Here is a 19838-nt window from a genome sequence, read left to right as displayed (position 1 = left end):
TCGTTTTTCACTTAGGCTAAAATAATTTCGTTCCGGTCTCTTTATTCCATTCACTTAAATAAGGAAAATCCTTAGATATAACGGGCTTATCATCTAAAAGTGTAATTAACTCTAAACGGTTACCGTCAGGGTCATTAAAATACACGCAAGCCGCTGGCATCCACGTATGAACAATCGGCTCTGTTTGCGGCTTTCCAAACGACGTCTCTTCCGGTTCAATACCTTTTGAACGCAGCCACGTTAACGCTTCATGAATATCTGCTGCTTCAATTCCAAAAGCAAAATGACTTCTTTTCAACTCTTTTTCATCAGTTTCCCAAAGTCCAAGCATCTGCTTTTGTTCCCCAACAAAGAAAAAAGCACAGCGCCTCTCTTCAATTTTATGAACAAACATCAGCCCAAAACGTCTATAAAACTCAATCGAATCCTCCAAACTCCGAACCTGCACATGAGTCTCATAAATACTCTTAATCATAGCCTCTCCTCCATCCTTTTCTACTACTATAAGCTATTTCGCATTAAACAGCTTCCTAACAAAGAATGAAAAATCATCAGTCTTAAGAACGAGAAACCCTCAACCAAACGTACAGCTTTGAAATTCTGAAGAGCATATGGGTAGGTTTTGACTAAGATTTTGACCTTAACTACGGTTTTGAGGCCACCCCGCAAGGGGTGGCCTCAAAACCATAGGTCTAGAAAAAACCTCATGGCTGCACTTTAGCCATGAGGTTTTTTCTACATCGATAAATCAAGTATGAGCTTTTGCTAGGCCGATACAGATACCGCCTGAAATAATCAGTACACTCGCAAGAGATACATAAAATAATTGACGCTTCGTTTTCTTTTCTCCCAAGAAGACAATACCGCCAAAGATAGAGATAACGATACCCATTTGCGATAATGAAAAGCTTGTTGCTACGCCTAGTCTTGATTGAGATAAGAATAAGAACATGTTTCCAGATGCCCAGATTAGACCTGGTAAGATATTACGAATCGTATATTTGTTAAATGGCTTATGTTTGTATGTAATGATTAAGCCGCCAATTAACATACCGATTGCTTGCGGGAATAAAGCTGCCCATGCGTCTACGTTGAAGATACGTGCGATAACTACGTAAACTAAGAACCCAAGACTTGAAATGATAAGAGTGATAACTCCTTTTTTCGTTTGTCCTGGAGCTCCTTGTGCTCCTTCTTTTTTACCGTCTAATGAAGAAAGCACAACACCTGCTAGTATTAAAAGAATCGCAATAGATCCAAGTACAATCGTTTGAAGCGTTGACCATTCTTTAAATACAATAACACCAAAAAGAGCTGTTGATACTAATTGCATACCCGTTGAAATCGGCATTGACTTTGAAACGCCAAGGTATGGAACACTTTTAAACTGATTGCTTTGACCTACTGACCAGAACAAACCTGAAACAATTCCGACAATAACGAGCGTTGGCGTTAACACCGGCTGCACAATCATAAACTGAACAAATGAAAGAATCAAAGCTCCAATAATTGTTCCCAGCGTTTGACTGTAAGGTCCACCGCCCATCTTCATACTAACTAAAATCATGCTTCCCCACGCAACGGAAGGAAGAACACCTAGCAAAATATCCATCTTTCTCTTAACCTACTTTCCTATTTCTAATCTATGTACATCGTATGTAACGACCTGCTGCTTTTCTCTCATCAAGGGCAAAGAGCCAAGCACTTATACTCCCTCGAATATTCCCCCAAAGGTCCACTTACGCGGATGATGCCTACCCCGCAAGGGAGGCAGCAACCGCTTAGGTCGAGAAAATTTAATAGGGTCGCTCTTTGATCCTATTAAATTTCCTACATCGATAAATATATAACGTTTTCATAAATGGTGGTAAACCTGCTATTTCTTGCTGCTCGTATTATACTAACACGAACATTTATTATTTAGCTAGAAATTTTTTTGATTATTTTTTAAAAACAGAAAAAAATTTTTTTCTTCTTACTCCGCAGCTTGCTTCTCCCTCTTATGTGATCTGCAATCAGCAGAAACTAGCGCCTCTGCTGATTGAAAATAAGAAGAGATAAAGCCTTTTCATTTTAGTTAGCTACAGGCTTACAAAATTGTTCTACTACTTCTTTAGCTGGAATTGAACTGATCGCACCTTTTCCAGTTGTCGTTAAGGCACCGCTTGCATTTGCAAAACGTAAAATAGCATCGTGGTCAGAGTCGAGAATAGCCGTTAAGTTTTCTTGTGACACATCGCGGCTTAATAGCTGATAAAGGAATCCGCCAATAAACGCATCTCCTGCACCTGTTGTATCAACAACTGCTACTTTGTAACCGTTTGATTCATAGACAGCTTCTTTTGTATAAAGCGTTGCGCCTTCTGCACCTTTTGTGAACACAACTACTTGAACGTCACCTGTAAATAGAGACTGAATCGCTTGCTGTTCATCTTCAATGCCTGTGATAAACGATAGCTCATCGTCTGAAATTTTGATAATGTGCGCTTGAGGAATAAATTCTAAAATCGTTTGACGGCATAGCTCATGGTCTTTCCACAGCGGAAGACGTACATTTGGATCAAAGCTGATAACTCCGCCTTTTTCTTTCATGCTTTTAATCGCTTTCATATGAGCGTATTTCATAGGGCTTTCAACTAAATCAACCGAACAGAAGTGAAGAACATCTTTGCTTGCAAACCAATCAGGGTTAATTTCGTCTTCTGTTAGCAATAAATCTGCTGAAGGATTACGATAGAAGCTGAAATCTCTTTCTCCGTCTTCACGCAGGGAAACAAAAGCTAAAGCTGTGTTTGCTTCTTCTGTACGATAGACCATATCAGTACCTACTCCTACTTCACGAAGCGTATCTACTAGAAAGTCTCCAAACGCATCTTCCCCAACTTTTGTAATAAGCGCTGACTCATTACCATATGTAGCAACAACTGCTGCAACGTTTGCCGGCGCTCCGCCTGGCACACGCGTAAACGATTCCACTTCTTTCAATTGAAGACCTTTTTGAGCTGGAATCATATCAATTAATACTTCACCGATACTAAATAACTTACCCATTCTATTCACCTTACTTTTCTTTTTTGTCATATTGTCATACTATGTTCCAAAAAATCCTTAAATCAAATTATACGTCCCAAACATCTTTTTCGTAAAGAGAAATTTCCAATTTATTTTAAAAAAATCGCAAATTATCGTTTTTTTCTCACAATCTTTTATTCATTAAACCTTTTCCACCCCTTGTCAAATCTGGGATTTAAATGACCTTGTTAAACAAAGATCACAGAATAAAAAAAGTTAATTTCCAGTTTAAACTGTTTATTTATTCATTTTTCGTTCGACATCTCTTTCCTTATTTCTTGTTTATTCGCCTCGGATATGCAAATAATGATAAAAATTCATGTTTTTACCCTTATTTAAGAAGGAATGCAGGAAAATGTGTCGAATAGACTTAGGTAGGTATATGACATTATGTATGTTACACTAAATACAAGGCAAGGAAGGGAGAATCAGTCATGAAAATCAATGTTTTTCTAGACGACTATCGCAAGTGCCCTGACGGTCATGTTTTAGCCGAAACGATTGACGAATGTATTGATCTGCTAAGATCATTCGATGTTGAACATTTATCACTCGATCACGATTTACTCAGCAAGACACGGAATGGATTAATGCTCGTGCATTTTATGGTAAAGCATCATTTATATGCCGATCGAATTACGATTCACTCCGCTAATCATTTAGGCAGCAAAGCAATGTACAACTGCTTTAAGGAAGCTCAAAAAGAGCATAAAATGCCAAACAACATTAAAATTCTAAGATGCCCTCTGCCTCTTCGATGATACCTGCACCCTCACACATTCATTTCAACAGAATCTGTCCGGATTCAATTCTCACAGACTTCCTGTTTCTATAAAATGAAGAACAATACTGCTTGTTCGATACGTATAGATGTGAATACGCTTTAAGCAGTTTATATTATATAGAAGAAACCGCTCTAAAATACCGTGATGACAGCTTTAAAAAGCAGACTATATGGTACAAAGAGCGGTTTTTGTGCTATTTAGACAGTTTAGCAGAATCCAAATCAGCTGAGAGAGAAGCCGGCTGCTTTTTAGCTTCTTTTAGCTGCCTAGCGTTCACGAACCAGTAAATGCTTCCTACAAACAGTCCTCCCCCTACGATGTTTCCGAGTGTAACAGGAATTAAATTATGAAATAGTCCAGCAGCCGAAATCGCCTCAGGGTGCGGAAGCAATAAAGCTAGGCCAAGAAACGTCATATTTGCCACGCTGTGCTCGTATCCTGAAGCCACAAATGCAAATAGCATCCAAAAAATAAGCATGATCTTTGCCGCATCGCTTTTAGTGCGCGAAGCCGTCCAAATCGCAAGACAAACAAGCCAGTTGCAAAGGATGCCGCGAAAAAATAATTCACTAACCGGCAAATTCATTTTTTTAGCTGCCAGCGTCATAAGTAAATGGTTCGGTTCCATTCCTTTAAACAAACCGGTTCCGGTAATTAACAAACAAAGCCCAAACGCACCTATCGCATTTCCGATAAAACACCACGTCCAGTTTTTGAACGTATCTTTCCATGTCGTGACTCCCGATAGCGTACTAATCGTATAAACCATATGATTGCCCGTAAACAATTCAGCTCCTGCAAATACGACAAGCAGGAGAGCAACAGCAAAAGATAACCCCATCACAAGAGAAACGACCGGTAAAGAAGCAGAGGCCAAAGGCGCTCCTACCGATAGAGCTAATATAACGCCAAGTCCTACGTAAGCACCCGCTAGCACAGCTAACAGCAAATAACTCGGCAAATGCTCATTCACAAGCTTCGTCTTTTCACGGGCTAACTCATTCATTGACTGCAGTGAATTCTTAAACAAAAGTGTTTCCTCCTTTTATTCATCTTAGACGCATACTTTTTCTTCTGTTTTTTCCAAAAACCAAGAAAGAGCAGAAGCTTGCTTCACCACTTCACCAATCACAATCATCGCGGGATTACTCACTTGCTGTTCAGCAGCCGTGTCTACAATAGTGCCAAGCGTACCTATAACCGTGCGCTGATAAACCGACGTGCCTTGTTCAATAAGAGCGACCGGCGTATCAGCGCTTTTTCCGGCGTCTAAAAGCTGACGGCAAATATACGGCAAGTTTTTAACGCCCATATAAATCGCAAGCGTATCAACACCTTTTGCTAAATGCTCCCAGCGAATACTTTCCGGCTTGCCGCTCAAACAGTGTCCCGTCACAACCGCAAACGAACGGCTGAGCTCACGATGCGTCACAGGAATCCCAGCATAGGCCGGTGCCGCGATGCCTGCTGTAATACCTGGAACGACTTCAAACGGAATTCCGTTTTGAACGAGCACTTCTGCTTCTTCTCCGCCTCTTCCGAAAATAAACGGATCTCCGCCTTTTAACCGCACGACGGTGTTTCCTTTTCTTGCATAGAATACAAGCAAATCGTGAATATCCTCTTGAGAAACGCAGTGATCACTAGGCTTTTTCCCGCAGTAGACGAGTTCTGCTCCTTCTTTTGCATACTGAAGAAGAACAGGGTTCACTAATCGGTCGTATAAAATAACATCTGCTTTTTCTAAACATTTGGCTGCTTTTATCGTCAGTAAATCTGGATCTCCTGGTCCGGCTCCTACAATGTACACTTTTCCTGTTCTCATTTTTGCTTCGCTCCTTTTAGTGTGTCCCCATGAATTTTTGTGGCGCGTTGAAAATCAACGCGCCACGTTACTTATTCTTCAATTAAAAGATACAGCAAATCTCCTTCAACAGACGCTTCGTACGTGTCGACACATCCGCTGTCAGGCTCTTGCACGTTGCCATCATGCAAGCAAATTTTCCAGTCGTGCATCGGACAGAACACCGAGTCGCCGCTCACGATTCCTTCACTTAGCACCCCGCCTTTATGCGGACAGCGATTTTCGATTGCCCGTATTTTTCCGCTTGATAGCTTAAACACCGCAATTTCTTTTCCGTTTACTTTCACTGTTTTACCTAGGCTTACCGGAAAATCATGAATCGACCCTACGCATACTTTTGTAATGTTTTTATTCACCATCTTTATTTCCCCCCAGCTTTATGATGTAACAACTGTTTCGAACAGCTCTTTTTTCGTCTTTTTGCTTTCGACGATTTCTTTCCAAGGATCACGGTACGTAGATAACGCTTCGTCCATACGCATATTCAGCTCTCTTCTCGTCTCAGCGTCATCAAGCACGGACTGAATGTGCGAAAGTCCCATGCGCTCAATCCATGCAGACGTACGCTCTAAGTAATTAGCCGTTTCTCGGTAATACTGCAAATAAGCTCCTGTAATGTCCATCAATTCTTCGTCTGTTTTTACTTTATACAATAAATCTCCCCCGCGAAGATGCGTACCTCCATTTCCGCCCACGTAAATTTCCCAGCCGCCGTCGATTCCAATAAAGCCAATATCTTTAATACCTGACTCAGCACAGCTTCTCGGACAAGCAGATACAGCCATTTTCACTTTATGAGGCGTCCATAGTCCTTCAAATTTTTTCTCAAGCGCAATTCCAACGCCCATTGAATCCTGCGTACCAAAACGGCAAAACTGTTCGCCCACGCATGTTTTCACCGTCCTCAGCGACTTACCGTACGCATAGCCAGAAGGCATATCTAACTCTTCCCATACGCTAGGCAAATCTTCTTTTTTAACACCAAACAAATCAAGACGCTGACCACCCGTCACTTTTACGAGCGGAATTTCATATTTATCAACAACATCGGCAATTTTCCGTAAATCTTCTGCATTTGTAACACCTCCGTACATGCGAGGAACAACAGAATACGTGCCGTCTTTTTGAATATTTGCGTGCATGCGTTCATTCACAAATCGCGATTCCCGTTCGTCAACGTATCCGATTGGATTCACCATACCTAAATAATAATTTAGCGCCGGACGGCATTTCGAACAGCCTTCCTCATTATTCCAGCCGAGCACATTCATCACTTCACGCGTATGCGAAAGGCCTTTTGCTTTGATTTCTTCGACAACTTCATCTCGTGACAGAGTCGTACAGCCGCAAATCGCTTCTTTTTGAGCCGTAGCGTCAAAGTCAGCGCCAAGAGTATGCTGAAGCACTTCCGCTACAAGCGGTTTACATCCTCCGCAAGAACGAGAGGCACTTGTACAAGCTTTGATTTCATCAACCGATGAGCATCCTTGTTTTTGGATAGCTTCCACAATCGTACCTTTTGTTACGCCGTTACAGCCGCAAATAATATCATCGGCGCTCATGCTTGCTACTAAGCTTTCACCCGCGTTACCGCCAGATGGCTGTAAAATCGACACTTTTGCGACATCGGATACATTTTCTTGCTTTTGAATCATTGAAAACAGTCGATTTCCGTCGCTGCTGTCTCCAAAAAGAACGGCTCCTACGATTTGATTCCCTCGCAAAACAAGCTTTTTATAAATGCCGTCTTGTTCATCGAACACTTTGATTGCTTTTTTCTCTTCATCTTCCGTGAAGTCTCCTGCGGAGAACACTTCAACACCTGATACTTTTAGCTGCGTGGATAAAACCGATCCTTCATAAGGGACTTTTTCTGCCCCGCAAATCGCTTTTGCTAATGCTTTTCCTTGTTCATACAAAGGTGCTACTAATCCATATACCATTCCTCTATGCTCTGCACATTCTCCAACCGCGTAGATGTTTGGAATATCCGTTTGCATATAGTCATTCACGACAATTCCTCGATTTACGGTAAATCCCGCTTCTTTTGCAAGCTGAACGTTTGGCTTAATTCCAACGGCCATCACGACTAAATCAGCTTCTAAAAACGTCCCGTCCTTAAAAGATAATCCTTCAACTCGCTCATCGCCGACGATTTTCGCCGTTTGTTTTTCAAGCAAAAACTTCATGCCTTGTTTTTCTAATTCATTTTGAAGCAATTTGCCGGCTGTTGGATCAAGCTGACGTTCCATTAAATACGGAGCTAAATGAATCACAGATACGTCCATTCCCAAATTTAACAGTCCGCGCGCTGCTTCTAATCCAAGCAGTCCGCCTCCAATAACCGCTGCTTTTTTATACTGCTGAGAAGCCTGCAGCATTTCGTCCGTGTCTTTTATATCTCGAAAAGCCGTAACTCCTTTTTTATCAGACCCTGGAATCGGAAGAATAAAAGGAAGAGAGCCCGTTGCTAAAATCAACTCATCATACGATTCTACTCTGCCGCTGTTTGTCGCTACTTCTTTTTTTACTGAATCAATACTAGTAACCGTTTCGCCCGTATATAATGTAATATTGTTTTCTTGATACCAGTTCCAATCGTTTAACGTAATGTCTTCAACATTCGTATCTCCTTGCAGCACTTTTGATAGTAAAATACGATTATAGTTCGGATGCGGCTCGCTTCCGAAAATCGTAATTTCAAACGCTTCGCTTGAAACCTTCAATACTTCTTCAATCGCTCGAACTCCAGCCATTCCATTTCCAATCAATACGAGTTTCTTTTTTTGCATCTTTCATTCCTCCCCTGGCGTCTATACCTGCTTGTTTCAAAGATATATTTTCTATGCATCTTTAAAGATACATTTAAGATATATGAATTTTCTGAATCGTTCAACTTATGTGTTAGGTTATCTAACATAGTTATGATATGTATGCGATTCCATTGCTTTAACAGCAAGTAAAAAAAAAGTGGTTTAATTACCTTTAATTTGGATCATCCTTTACATATCATTTTGTGATGTTTTTCACAACATTAATGTAGCAAGAATAAATAACCGGAGCTATGATAAAAATCACTCCTATGGAAAATGATCAATAATTTGATAGTCTTTTTTTAATGACGTGAGTTAGTATCTTGTCATCTATCTTTTATCAGCATGCAAACTGATTATTGCGGGTATTGCAGACCAAGAAATCTAAATGTTTATGTACCAACAATAATTATTCCAAAAAATTCTTTATAAAGAACTTTTTAGATAAACTGTTCTTTATAGTATTTACTATCCCCCTTAAGTTCTCTATAATGAATTAATATAAACTCTATAAAGAACAGAATGGGGAATCATAATGCCACTCGTAAACATCAAAAAGGTTTGGACTCCTTTAGAGATTTTTGGCTTTAAACTTTATAAGTGCAAAGACACCAAAAATTACTACTATAAAACAAAGAAAAGTCACAATCTAGCAAAATTGTAAAAAACAAGCCCTCTTTCAAAAGAAAGAGGGCTTGTTTTTTATTTTCCCGTAAACCAATTCACAACGTACTCTCCCCACACCTCATTTCCTTTTTTCGTTAAATTACCGCTGTCTTTATTTATATACTCTCCTAAATGAAACGGCCAAATGAGCGAGTGATTCATATAATATACCCAGTTTGCTTCAGATACTCCTCTGATCGCTTCTACCCCTTCTTCGTAGGACTCAGTTTGTGAAATATATGGCTGTGACGGCTGAATCATAAGGGTTTTTTTCAAGTCTTTAAGCTGATGAATCAGCTTGTCTGTATTTTGAAGCGTCTCGTCTAGCATAAGGTGCTGATAGTCATTTTTAAGAGGTGCTTCAAACAGAATAATGTTTGGCTGAAGTTGATCAATTTGATCGGCAATATGTGCGGATAAAAGCTCATCCGTTGTTTGGCTGCCGTATGAAAGTGTTTTAACCGTAAATACATCACTTCCATATGTAGCTGCCAGCTCTTTTTTTAACTGCTGAGGCCACCCTGCTTCCTTCGCGGATGTGGCAATTACAAAAGTCAGAGGTTTTTTATTTGCGATAGATGACTGGATTTGCTTTGTGATAAAGTCTGGAAGATTTTTTGTATAAACAGATACATCAGAAAACTGTTTTTCTTTATGTACAACAGCAGTTTTTACTTCACTTGCCTGCGCTTCCGTTTGCTCCTGCCAGTGCTGCGCCCCCGCATACATCACCGCCCCGCACAAAACAGCCGCCGCCACATTTACCCCAACCATCGCCTTCATTCAATCTCCCCTTTACCCATTTTTAAAAACTACTATATCCTCTCCACCAAACTTACATTCAATAGAATAAACAAAGAGACCAACACAAAAACACTCCACTGAATTTGCCTAAAAAGGTTCACCTATGCGGCAGGCGCAAACGCGCAAGGGAGGGTGACTGCCGCTTAGGTCTAGCAACTCTACCATCACGGAAGAGCGGTGATGGTAGAGTTGCTACATCGATAATGGATATAGAAATAATTATAGATTAGTAGAATTTGGAATGGGGGACCTTTCGTACGTAAAATCTCTACAAATACGTATATACTTCGCGTATTTCCTAGCGAAACGTGAAGTTTCCGGGGAAATTACGTCACGTTTCTTAAAAAGAAAACATAATGTACGCTCATTCGCACATATAATCTTCCCCTTGTACAGTAGAGATACCGGCGGAATACAGCAAAAACGCGTTTTTGAAAAAGGAATGCTACATGCAAAAAAGCTCGTTTGATCAAATCGCTTCATCTTTTCATCCATTAATTGTATCGATGATTAAAAAGTTTCACATTTACAAAGACTACGACGAATATTATCAAATTGCGTTAATTGGTTTATGGAGAGCGTATCAAAAATTTGATGAAAACAAAGGCTCTTTTTCCGCTTATGCCTACACAACTGTGCGCGGTACGATCCTATCTCATTTAAAAGGCACCATTTTATACGAAGAACGTGAAACACCTGCTGAGCAGAACCTGCTTTCACTAAACGAAGATCCCGCTCTTCCCGTTCCGCTAGAAAGTGAAATCATCAAACAGCATATCGAACATTTAACAGGAAGAGAAAAAATCTATGTACTCGAACATCTGCTAGAAGGCTACTCTTATAAAGATATTGCCTACAAATACGGAGTCTCCACGGGAGCCGTTAAAAACTGGGGAAAAGCAGCTCGCAAAAAGCTAAAAGCCTCGCTTCTTCAGGAGTAAGAAAAGGAGGAAGCTTATGATAAGCTTCCTCCTTCCGTTCATATGTGTAGTCCAAACGATTGTTCATATGTAGGACAAGTTTATTTGATAAATCGAACGATTATGCCAAGACAACCGGACTTTCTAAACAGTAATTACGAATAACAGCCGCTCTGGCCAGTTTTTTTTCTAAACTATAATAAGAAAGCTTAACTGGAATGAACGTTCCATCTTTGAAGTGAATTAGCATGGAGGTTGGATCAACTGTAGCAAGCGTGTGTGAAGTATGAACATGAGAGGCAAAAATCCAGGCGCAGCTATAGTCATTTGGCGAAGATGTCGGAAACGCAATGATGGCTTGTGAACGATTAATAACAAGCGGCGTAAGTTGTTTGTACGGAAACATTTTTCGAACGGCGGCAATCGATCCCTTAAACGTACTTAATTCTCGAATACACGCTTCTTCTAATAATTGCTTACACGTCTTGCTTAGCATGTATTCTCCTGCTTCATCCAGCACCTTCGTTCGGTGCACAGAATCGTTCACTGGAATTAATGCTTTTGTCGTCAAACCAATTTGATACTTTTCATCATTTGTCATACATCTACCCCCTTTGCTACTTTATAACTATTCTATACTATCGAAATGGGAAAAATCTAGTCTTTTTTTCTCGTTATTTGAAATATTTTGAATGTATTTTATATCAAAGAAAAAAGCGCTGAAACCAGCACTTTTCTTTTAAATAAAAATGTCTAAAATAAGAACCATTGCAAACGCCGCAAATGATAGAATCGTTTCCATCACTGTCCACGTTTTTAACGTTTGAGCCACTGACATGTTGAAGAATTCTTTGATTAACCAGAAGCCAGAATCATTTACGTGCGATAGCATTACAGAACCTGCGCCTGTTGCTAGCACCAGTAGCTCTGGGCTTACGTTTGGCATCGTTGCTGCAATTGGTGCGACAATACCTGCTGCTGTGGTCATGGCTACTGTTGCTGAACCAACTGCTGCACGAATTAACCCGGCAATCACAAACGCTAGTACGATAGGAGAAAGATGTGCATCTTGAGCAAATCCTGCAATCGCGTCACCTACACCGCTTACTGTTAAAATTTTGTTAAAACCGCCGCCTGCACCGATGATTAAAATGATCGAAGCAACGGGTCCAAGACATTCGTTTGTGAACTTTAATAGATCGTCTTTGTTGTATCCTCTTGCAAAACCGAACGAGTAAAAAGCAAACACTAGCGAAATTAACAGCGCTACGATTGGACTTCCGATAAAGTTTGTTACGTAGCGAATCGTACTTGTTTCTGGATAAACAAACCCAGTAATTGTTGCTAAAAGCATTAATAGTACTGGAAGTAAAATCGTGAATAACGTAATGCCGAAACCAGGAAGATCTTTATGCTTCGACTCTGTGAACTGCTCCATAATTTCACCCGTTGGCTCTACGTGAACACGGCGTGAAATGAACGATCCGTAAATAGGACCTGCCACTGCTGCAGCTGGGAATGCCACAACTAATGAATACAAAATCGTTTTACCTAAGTCTGCTTTAAAAATATCCACCGCTAGCATCGCTGCCGGATGCGGAGGTACTAAACTGTGAACAACGGCTAAACCGGCAATTAATGATAAACCGATTTTAATAAGTGACGTACCCGTATGCTTGGCAATTACAAACACAAGCGGAATTAATAACACAACACCAACTTGGAAAAAGACCGGGATACCGCAAATAACGGCTACAACCATCATTGCCCAGTGTACGTTCTTTTCACCGAATACTTTAATTAACGTGCGGGCAATACGCTCGGCTCCGCCTGACTCTGCCATCATTTTACCTAACATCGTTCCAAGACCAAGAACAATCGCGATAAATCCTAAAACGCTCGCTACTCCTTCTTGGAAAGCCGTTACGATATCAGGCAGCTTCATTCCTGAAATAAGACCCATAAACAAAGCCGCAACAATTAGCGCTACGAACGGATTTGTTTTAAATTTGGCAATTAAAAAGATCAGTCCGACAATCGATACAATCGCATATAGCAAAAGACTTGCTTCATGACTTAGTCCGAATACTGAATTCATATGTTCATCCCCTTAGTGTGACCATTTTTCATGTACGTACATCCAAATAATGTATACGCTTTCAAATATTTTCTAAAGTGAACGCACCTCGTACGTTCACTTCTGCTTATTTACTTAATAACTCAACCGTTTCACGCAGCGTTGTTTTGGCTCCGACGTTCCCAGGGAAAATGATGTACGCAATGCCTGGAAACTTGCTTTCCTCTCCCGTTACCCATACCGGAATGCCCGGCTTGATTTGTCCAGCAACCGTCGCACGCTTTACAGATAAGCCGTTTACACCAATATCACTTGACGTAATGCCGCCTTTTGCAACGATAAAGTTTGGACGAACGTTTAAGCGGCGAACAATGCTTGTAACCGCATCTGAAATTTTTACCGATAATTTAAGCTCTTCTTCTTTTTTGCCTTCGCCAAGATCTAAGCGCTCGCGTCTTGTATACACAGCTACCGTTTGACCTTTGGAAATAAGCTTTTCTGCTTCAGTGATAATACGATTCACTTCTTCTTCAAACTTTTCAGGTTCTAAGACAAGATGACAATCAAATTCAATAAATTCAATGAAGCTGCATTTCTTTAATTCTTCTAACTGCTCTGTTGTTTTTTTTACGTGCGAGCCAACCATAATTAATCCGCCGTTTGACGACTTTTCTTTAATGAGCTCTTCTTTTGTTAAAAGATCTTTGTCGCTCACGCCGCCCATCACTTTTGTTAGAGCCGCAGCGCTTCGATACATAAAGTGCTTTCCAAGCTTCATCGCGCGAAGAAGCGCAATCGTCACAACTTTTACGTCTACATAATCCACTGCGTTCACAACTACTTTGTTAAAGTCTTTCACTTCCATTAACTGATTTGTAATCGTCACTAAATCAAGGGCACGGATGCTCCCGAGCGAAATATACGTCGTATGACTTGCTTTGAATTTTCCTTCTGACTTTTCTTCTACCCACTCGCCTAAATGAGATTTACTGTAGCCAAACGTACGGTCTTTTGCAAACTCCGTTTCTCCTGCCGGCACTAAGTAGTCTTCATCTTGCACGTAGTGAATGTTATCAACTGTGAATCGTCCGCCTTCTTTAAAGAAAGGAAAGATAACTTCGCCGTCAAGCACTTGATTGGAGTACTGTTCAACCGTTTTCTTTAACACTTCTGTTTCTAACGGATAGTGACCGCGAAGAGTGGAATCACCTCTGCTGATAATTAAAAACTCTTTATCCACTTCAGCCGCTACTTCTGTAATAACAGCCGCAATGTCCGCGTGGGCTTTTTCCGTTTCAGAAGCGGTGAATCCGCGTGAATTTGTTAGAATAAAAAACATGGAGTTTTCTTCTAAAAACCCTTGCTTAATGCTGTCTTTGCTCCAGTCTGTATAAACGGAAATGCCGTTAACGGTTTGAACCCCCGTTGGATCATCATCCAGTACGATGATTTTTTGATTAAATGTCAGCAGCTCATCATCGAGCATTTTTTGTACAAGTGCCTCATCGACCGCTGGAATGTTTTTAAACACATCGCTTACAAGACGTTTTTCCTGCTGTTTAATCATGCTTCCACCTTCTTTTTCACTTCAACGTTTGCTAATTTTTCATAATACTGCACAATTCCGCCGTGATCATCACTTGCTTTTCCGTCTACTTTTAACGCGTGAAAAATTTCCACAAGCTGACTTGAAAGCGGCAGCGGTACGCCAATGTCATGAGCCGTTTCCATCACGTTTGTCATATCTTTTAAGTTAATATCAATGCGTCCGCCTGCTACAAAGTTACGGTCTAAAATAAGCGGTACCTTTGCATCTAATACAGCGCTTCCTGCTAATCCGCCGCGAATCGCTTGATACATTTTTTCAACGTCAATTCCTGCTTTGGCTGCTAGTACAAGTGCTTCAGACATCGCTGCAATGTTTAAGTTTACAATCACTTGGTTTGCAAGCTTAGCTGTTACGCCGCTTCCGTTGTCTCCAACAAGCGTTATTTCTGCTCCCATCGCATGAAGAATAGGTAAAACGCTTTCAAAGATATGTTCATTTCCTCCGACCATAATCGCAAGCGTGCCGTCAATTGCTTTTGGCTCTCCTCCGCTAACAGGTGCGTCTAGCATGTGAATTCCTTTTTGTGCAAGTTCAGCGGCAATTTCTTTTGATGCTACCGGTGAAATGGAACTCATATCGATGATAACGCTTCCTTCTTTGGCGCTATGAATTAACCCTTCTTCTCCATGCACTACGCTTTTTACATGATGTGAAGCCGGAAGCATCGTGATCATCACGTCGCTGTTCACTGCAACTTCAGCAAGGCTTTCTGCTCCGAATCCTCCTGCTGCTTTCACTTCTTCCACTGCTGCTTTATTAATATCGTAAACCGCTACCTCAAAGCCTGCTTTTAATAAATTGAGCGTCATCGGTTTTCCCATAATTCCAAGTCCAATAAATCCAACGCGTTTTGTCATTTTCGTTTCCTCCCCTTGTTGTATACGTTTTCAAATACGTTTTAAAAAATAATGTATACGTTAAAATATTTTTTGTATACATTTCTGATAATTTTGTATACACTCATCATATTCGCATTCTATTTATTTGTCTAGCCTTTTTTAAATGAAATTTATTTCTAAAAGCGAAACTTTCCGTCCTACCTTTTCACAAGTTATAGTATGATTTGGGTATACGCGTACAAAATGATTAAAAATAAAGAGAGAAAGAGACGAGATTTTCTCGTGTCGAATGCTAGAGGTGAAGTAGAGTATGTTAAGAGATCAAGGTTCTCGTTCGTCTCATCACCCTTCTTATGAGATGATTCGAGATAAAATTTTAAACGGTGAGCTTGAAGGCGGTACAAAAATCGTCGAAGAAAAATTAGCGAGCGAGCTTGGATTCAGCCGAACGCCGATTCGTGATTCCATTAGACGCTTAGAATATGAAGGACTGATTGTTCGAAAAAAAGTCGTGTCGCCGACAGAAAAAGATCTACGCAACTTGTTTGAAGTGCGAATGCTGCTAGAAGGCTCAGCTTCTAAAGCTGCGGCAACTTTTTTATCTGATAACGAATTAGAAGAATTAAAGGAATGCGTAGACATCGGAAGAAACGGCTCGTTTGAAGAAATTATGAGTGCAAATGAACGGTTCCACGCCATTATTGTGAATTCAAGCAACAATGACGTAATGATTAATCTCATCGACCGCATGCAGTCCATAATTTACTTATTCCGTCATACCGTGGTTTTTTACAACCGCCCGTTTTTAATTGACGAACATGAAGACATTTATAACGCGATTAAAGAACGCAATGCGGAAAAAGCAGAAGCATTAATGCAAGAGCATCTTCAAAAAGACTTAGAGTTTTGCCTGCATTTGCTTCAGCGAAGACAATAAAAAAGCTGCCGATCGGCAGCTTTTTTATACGTACATCTTTTCTTTTACAGAAATATCAGCTAACTGTCCACTGCTGTTTTTGAACACCACGTGTTTTTTTGAAAACTTCGTTGGCGAATCAATACCGGCTGCTGCTGCTAAATTAAACAACCCTTCACGTAATGACAGCACGTAGTTGCACACGCGGTATGACTTTTCTTCAATAATAAGCGCTTTTTGCAGCTTTGGATCTGTTGTGGCTACGCCCACGGGACACCTGTTGTTGTGACAAACCTGCGCTTGAATACAGCCAACTGAAAACATAAAGCCTCTGGCAATATTAACGCAGTCAGCACCTAGCGATAAAGCCGTCGCAATTTTATCAGACGTTAACAGCTTGCCGGATGCAAAAAGCTTCACTTCATCACGAACGCCATATTTTTTAAGCAGTTCATCCACAAAAGGAAGTCCTGAAAACAGCGGTACCCCCGCTCCGTCCGCTAATTCTTGAAACGATGCGCCTGTTCCTCCTTCTGCTCCGTCAATCGTAATAAAGTCAGGACCGCTTCCTGTCTCTTTCATATACGCCGCCATTTCTTCAAGATCATTTGTGTTGCCGACAACCATTTTAATCCCTACTGGCTTGCCGCCTACATCTCGAAGTTTTTCAATAAACCCAAACATTTCAGGATACGAAGCGAACTCTTTAAAACGGTTTGGACTGTCTACCGATTCTCCCGGCTTTAAGTTGCGGATTTCGGCGATTTCTTCCGTTACTTTTGAACCGTCTACGTGACCGCCTCGCGTTTTGGCTCCTTGCGCCAGCTTTATTTCAAACGCTTTGATTTGCTTCATTTCACTTTTCTTTTTAAATTCTTCCCATGAAAATTCGCCTTCTTTTGTCCGAACGCCAAAAAGCCCAGGGCCAATTTGAAAAATAATATCGACGTTTCCTTTTAAATGATACGGTGACAGGCCTCCTTCTCCCGTGTTCATCCACGTGCCGCCTGCTCGTCCTAATCCGAGTGACAAAGCCGTAATCGCATGGTCACCAAGCGCTCCAAAGCTCATGCCTGATTGACCGATTAATCCTTTTACGACAAACGGCTTTTTGCATGAAGGACCTATAACGATCGCTTCTTCATCTCGCAAATAAAACGGATCCGCGTCTTTTTCTTCTCGGTGCTCTCTTCGGCTAAATAAGTTATCCGCGTCCATTTTATATACTTTTGTTTTAACTTTTGTCGTATTATCCGCTTTCATTTCGTCGCGCTGCTTTGGAAACACCGCGTTTCGAATATAATAGCCCGGTTCGCTAAAATCACGCTCTGAGCCAAATCCCATCATTCGGTTGAGATATTTACCTGACTTAACGGTTTGCTCGTATTGATTTCTAGAAAACGGCTTGCCTTCATTATTATTTAAAAATAAATACTGACGCAGTTCAGGCCCCATTTTCTCAAAAATATAGCGCATTTTACCGAGCAGCGGATAATTTCTCAAAACCGAATGCTCTTCTTGTTTTTCATCTTTCATCCAAAGAATAATAGCGATAATAACCGGCACTACAATCACAAGCATCATGACCGCACCAAAAATAAGTAAAATGATTTCAAACACTCCCATGATATCCCTCCTAAAAAGACTCTCCTGTAAGGAGAGTCACTGATTAAAGCATTCTGCTTAGTCCTTTTCGAAGCGGCGGCATTTCGAGCTCATGTTCTTTAAAGAACTTTTTCATGATGTGCTTCGAATAATTGGCTGCTTGCCCAAATGAAATTTTGCCTGGAAGCGGCGGTTCATCCGCAATAACGACATCAATGACCACAGGAACATTCGCAAGTGCTGCTTTTTCAAATGCTGTTTCGAGCTCCTCGTATTTTTCAACGCGATAGCCAATTCCTCCGCACGACTCAGCGAACTTCGCAAAGTTCATTTCACCAAGCTGCGTTTGGTAATCCAAGTGGCCTTGAATCGCTTGTTCATATTTAATCATACCGATTTCACTGTTATTAAGGACGACGACAACAATTGGCAGCTTATACTTCACAGCCGTTACAAAGTCCTGCATGACCATCGTAAAGCCTCCGTCACCGCATACGGCTACCGATTGTTTTTCAGGATGAGCAAGCTTTCCTGCAATCGCAGCCGGAAGTCCGCAGCCCATCGTTGCCAGCCAGCTTGAAATGACAAATTTTTGATTTGTCATGCGGAAATGTCTCGCCATCCATACCGTCACGTTCCCGACATCCACAGATACAATCGCATCATCATCAACGATTTTTTGAAGCTTAGGAATGACTTGCTGCGGCTTAATTGGCGTACTCACTTCGTTTTCTTCTTTTTCTACGTGCTTCCACCAGTTTTCCATATTAACTTGACACTCTTCTAGGAAGCGGCGGTTTTCTTGATAATCTAAATTATGCGTAAGCTGTGACAGCGTCGTTTTCGAGTCTCCAACTAATCCGATCGATACAGGATAGCGTCTGCCGATTTGTGTGGCGTCAGAATCCAGCTGAATCGCTTCAACCCCGTCCGGTAAAAACTCACGGTACGGAAACGACGTGCCCACCATAATCAATAAGTCGGTCTCTTCCATTGCTTCATACGCCGGCTTTGTCCCAATTTGCCCAAGCTGCCCTAGATTATAAGGATGATGATCAGGCAGTATTCCTTTACCCGGAAGCGTAAAGATAATCGGCGCCGCAATTTTTTCCGCAAACTGCGCTAATTCAAGCTTGGCGTGCTTGGCACCTGTTCCTGCTAAAATAACCGGTTTTTTCGCGTATTTAATCGCTAGAATCGCTTTAGCTACATCTTCCGGATCGCTGTGAGAAATGGTTTTTGATACATTCGCAACTGGCGTTTTTTCATCAATTTTAATCGTTGAAGACGGAATATCATCTGGAATGACTAAGACCGCGACGCCTTTTTTCGCATAAGCCGTTCGAATCGCTTGCTGCAGCAGATGCGGAAATGATTCCGGCGAATCTACTCGGTGATTAAACACCGACACATCGTCAAAAACACGTTCTAAGTTCACTTCTTGAAATGACTCATTGCCAAGCTTCGCACGTGGCACCTGTCCGGCTAGCACTAGCACCGGTGCACCGTCTGCTTTCGCATCATATAAGCCGTTTAACAAATGAATCGCACCCGGCCCTCCAATTGACAGACACACGCCGATTTTACCCGTGATTTTAGCGTAAGAAGATGCTGCAAGTGCGCCTACTTCCTCGTGACGGACTTGAATAAACTCAATTTCATCTTTTTCACTTCGCAGATTGTCCATAAAATGATTGATTGAATCTCCCGGCATACCGAAAATGTGATCAATCTTCCATTCTTTTAAAACCGACATAGCTGCTTTTCCAGCTGTAGTTTTTATCATATTCAGCCTTCCTTTCTTTAACTTTGTTTCTATTCCATACCACAATGAAAGAAAGACAAAACAAGGGACTTTCCCGTTTTTA

The 19838-nt window shown here is 41.1% G+C and carries 17 protein-coding genes; 3 read left to right on the top strand and 14 right to left on the bottom strand.

Going from position 1 to position 19838, the window contains the following annotated elements:
• Positions 1-16: 16 nt before the first annotated feature.
• The 3 genes from LJC66_RS05505 to LJC66_RS05495 form a co-directional block, all read right to left on the bottom strand.
• Positions 17-475: a VOC family protein gene (locus LJC66_RS05505; protein WP_230932001.1), complete on the bottom strand. Its 459-nt coding sequence runs from the start codon at positions 473-475 to the stop codon at positions 17-19.
• A 273-nt stretch (positions 476-748) separates the two neighbouring features.
• Complete coding sequence (locus tag LJC66_RS05500) at positions 749-1612, bottom strand: GRP family sugar transporter (protein ID WP_129706892.1); 864 nt, start codon at positions 1610-1612, stop codon at positions 749-751.
• A 461-nt stretch (positions 1613-2073) separates the two neighbouring features.
• A complete protein-coding gene (locus LJC66_RS05495) occupies positions 2074-3051 on the bottom strand; it encodes a carbohydrate kinase family protein (RefSeq protein WP_230932000.1) in 978 nt (325 codons plus the stop codon).
• Between the two features lie 455 nt (positions 3052-3506).
• On the opposite strand from LJC66_RS05495, the gene LJC66_RS05490 reads away from it, so the two are divergent.
• Complete coding sequence (locus tag LJC66_RS05490; RefSeq protein WP_014461165.1) at positions 3507-3833, top strand: cyclic-phosphate processing receiver domain-containing protein; 327 nt, start codon at positions 3507-3509, stop codon at positions 3831-3833.
• A gap of 217 nt (positions 3834-4050) precedes the next feature.
• Here LJC66_RS05490 and LJC66_RS05485 read toward each other — a convergent pair whose 3' ends face one another.
• The 5 genes from LJC66_RS05485 to LJC66_RS05465 all read right to left on the bottom strand — a co-directional run bounded on the left by LJC66_RS05485 (position 4051) and on the right by LJC66_RS05465 (position 9983).
• Positions 4051-4887: a formate/nitrite transporter family protein gene (locus LJC66_RS05485; RefSeq protein WP_230931999.1), complete on the bottom strand. Its 837-nt coding sequence runs from the start codon at positions 4885-4887 to the stop codon at positions 4051-4053.
• Positions 4888-4911: 24 nt separating this feature from the next.
• Positions 4912-5682, bottom strand: a complete 771-nt coding sequence (gene cobA, locus LJC66_RS05480; protein ID WP_230931998.1) for a uroporphyrinogen-III C-methyltransferase — start codon at positions 5680-5682, stop codon at positions 4912-4914.
• Positions 5683-5753: 71 nt separating this feature from the next.
• Positions 5754-6080 carry a nitrite reductase small subunit NirD gene (gene nirD / locus LJC66_RS05475; RefSeq protein WP_013055862.1) on the bottom strand — a complete coding sequence of 109 codons (327 nt, stop codon included), beginning with the start codon at positions 6078-6080 and terminating at the stop codon, positions 5754-5756.
• A gap of 18 nt (positions 6081-6098) precedes the next feature.
• Positions 6099-8513, bottom strand: coding sequence for a nitrite reductase large subunit NirB (nirB, locus tag LJC66_RS05470; RefSeq protein WP_230931997.1), 2415 nt, complete (start codon positions 8511-8513; stop codon positions 6099-6101).
• Positions 8514-9236: 723 nt separating this feature from the next.
• Positions 9237-9983 carry an SGNH/GDSL hydrolase family protein gene (locus tag LJC66_RS05465; RefSeq protein ID WP_230931996.1) on the bottom strand — a complete coding sequence of 249 codons (747 nt, stop codon included), beginning with the start codon at positions 9981-9983 and terminating at the stop codon, positions 9237-9239.
• A 470-nt stretch (positions 9984-10453) separates the two neighbouring features.
• Here LJC66_RS05465 and LJC66_RS05460 point away from each other — a divergent pair, with 470 nt between their 5' ends.
• Positions 10454-10945, top strand: coding sequence for a sigma-70 family RNA polymerase sigma factor (locus LJC66_RS05460; RefSeq protein ID WP_013082134.1), 492 nt, complete (start codon positions 10454-10456; stop codon positions 10943-10945).
• Positions 10946-11045: 100 nt separating this feature from the next.
• On the opposite strand, the gene LJC66_RS05455 is transcribed toward LJC66_RS05460, so the two are convergent.
• From LJC66_RS05455 to garR, 4 genes are all read right to left on the bottom strand, one after another.
• Positions 11046-11525, bottom strand: coding sequence for a competence protein ComK (locus LJC66_RS05455; RefSeq protein WP_230931995.1), 480 nt, complete (start codon positions 11523-11525; stop codon positions 11046-11048).
• Between the two features lie 138 nt (positions 11526-11663).
• Positions 11664-13022 carry a GntT/GntP/DsdX family permease gene (locus LJC66_RS05450; RefSeq protein ID WP_230931994.1) on the bottom strand — a complete coding sequence of 453 codons (1359 nt, stop codon included), beginning with the start codon at positions 13020-13022 and terminating at the stop codon, positions 11664-11666.
• Positions 13023-13128: 106 nt separating this feature from the next.
• The gene (locus LJC66_RS05445) at positions 13129-14568 is read right to left on the bottom strand and encodes a four-carbon acid sugar kinase family protein (RefSeq protein ID WP_230931993.1); all 1440 of its coding nucleotides are present in this window, start codon (positions 14566-14568) and stop codon (positions 13129-13131) included.
• Positions 14565-15467, bottom strand: coding sequence for a 2-hydroxy-3-oxopropionate reductase (gene garR, locus LJC66_RS05440; protein WP_230931992.1), 903 nt, complete (start codon positions 15465-15467; stop codon positions 14565-14567). The genes LJC66_RS05445 and garR overlap by 4 nt, the downstream gene beginning before the upstream one ends.
• A gap of 292 nt (positions 15468-15759) precedes the next feature.
• Between garR and LJC66_RS05435 the strand changes: the two genes are divergently transcribed.
• Positions 15760-16386, top strand: coding sequence for a GntR family transcriptional regulator (locus LJC66_RS05435; RefSeq protein ID WP_230931991.1), 627 nt, complete (start codon positions 15760-15762; stop codon positions 16384-16386).
• Between the two features lie 24 nt (positions 16387-16410).
• Here LJC66_RS05435 and LJC66_RS05430 read toward each other — a convergent pair whose 3' ends face one another.
• Positions 16411-17991: an FMN-binding glutamate synthase family protein gene (locus LJC66_RS05430; protein ID WP_230931990.1), complete on the bottom strand. Its 1581-nt coding sequence runs from the start codon at positions 17989-17991 to the stop codon at positions 16411-16413.
• Positions 17992-18034: 43 nt separating this feature from the next.
• Positions 18035-19756 (bottom strand): pyruvate oxidase, encoded by a 1722-nt coding sequence (locus LJC66_RS05425; RefSeq protein ID WP_230931989.1) that lies wholly within the window; start codon positions 19754-19756, stop codon positions 18035-18037.
• Positions 19757-19838 lie beyond the last annotated feature (82 nt).

It is taken from the genome of Priestia sp. TSO9 (assembly GCF_021029645.1).
GTDB classification, from domain to species: domain Bacteria; phylum Bacillota; class Bacilli; order Bacillales; family Bacillaceae_H; genus Priestia; species Priestia megaterium_E.
Note: the sequence above shows the minus strand (reverse complement) of the source record. Positions and strands in the feature narration are given on the sequence as shown.

Bases quoted from the DNA above. Each gene is read 5' to 3' on its own strand.
- LJC66_RS05455 (WP_230931995.1), bottom strand. From the start codon at position 11,525: ATGACAAATGATGAAAAGTATCAAATTGGTTTGACGACAAAAGCATTA.
- LJC66_RS05465 (WP_230931996.1), bottom strand. From the start codon at position 9,983: ATGAAGGCGATGGTTGGGGTAAATGTGGCGGCGGCTGTTTTGTGCGGG.
- LJC66_RS05450 (WP_230931994.1), bottom strand. From the start codon at position 13,022: ATGAATTCAGTATTCGGACTAAGTCATGAAGCAAGTCTTTTGCTATAT.
- LJC66_RS05435 (WP_230931991.1), top strand. From the start codon at position 15,760: ATGTTAAGAGATCAAGGTTCTCGTTCGTCTCATCACCCTTCTTATGAG.
- LJC66_RS05445 (WP_230931993.1), bottom strand. From the start codon at position 14,568: ATGATTAAACAGCAGGAAAAACGTCTTGTAAGCGATGTGTTTAAAAAC.
- nirB (WP_230931997.1), bottom strand. From the start codon at position 8,513: ATGCAAAAAAAGAAACTCGTATTGATTGGAAATGGAATGGCTGGAGTT.
- LJC66_RS05460 (WP_013082134.1), top strand. From the start codon at position 10,454: ATGCAAAAAAGCTCGTTTGATCAAATCGCTTCATCTTTTCATCCATTA.
- LJC66_RS05490 (WP_014461165.1), top strand. From the start codon at position 3,507: ATGAAAATCAATGTTTTTCTAGACGACTATCGCAAGTGCCCTGACGGT.
- nirD (WP_013055862.1), bottom strand. From the start codon at position 6,080: ATGGTGAATAAAAACATTACAAAAGTATGCGTAGGGTCGATTCATGAT.
- LJC66_RS05425 (WP_230931989.1), bottom strand. From the start codon at position 19,756: ATGATAAAAACTACAGCTGGAAAAGCAGCTATGTCGGTTTTAAAAGAA.
- LJC66_RS05430 (WP_230931990.1), bottom strand. From the start codon at position 17,991: ATGGGAGTGTTTGAAATCATTTTACTTATTTTTGGTGCGGTCATGATG.
- LJC66_RS05505 (WP_230932001.1), bottom strand. From the start codon at position 475: ATGATTAAGAGTATTTATGAGACTCATGTGCAGGTTCGGAGTTTGGAG.
- LJC66_RS05500 (WP_129706892.1), bottom strand. From the start codon at position 1,612: ATGGATATTTTGCTAGGTGTTCTTCCTTCCGTTGCGTGGGGAAGCATG.
- garR (WP_230931992.1), bottom strand. From the start codon at position 15,467: ATGACAAAACGCGTTGGATTTATTGGACTTGGAATTATGGGAAAACCG.
- LJC66_RS05495 (WP_230932000.1), bottom strand. From the start codon at position 3,051: ATGGGTAAGTTATTTAGTATCGGTGAAGTATTAATTGATATGATTCCA.
- cobA (WP_230931998.1), bottom strand. From the start codon at position 5,682: ATGAGAACAGGAAAAGTGTACATTGTAGGAGCCGGACCAGGAGATCCA.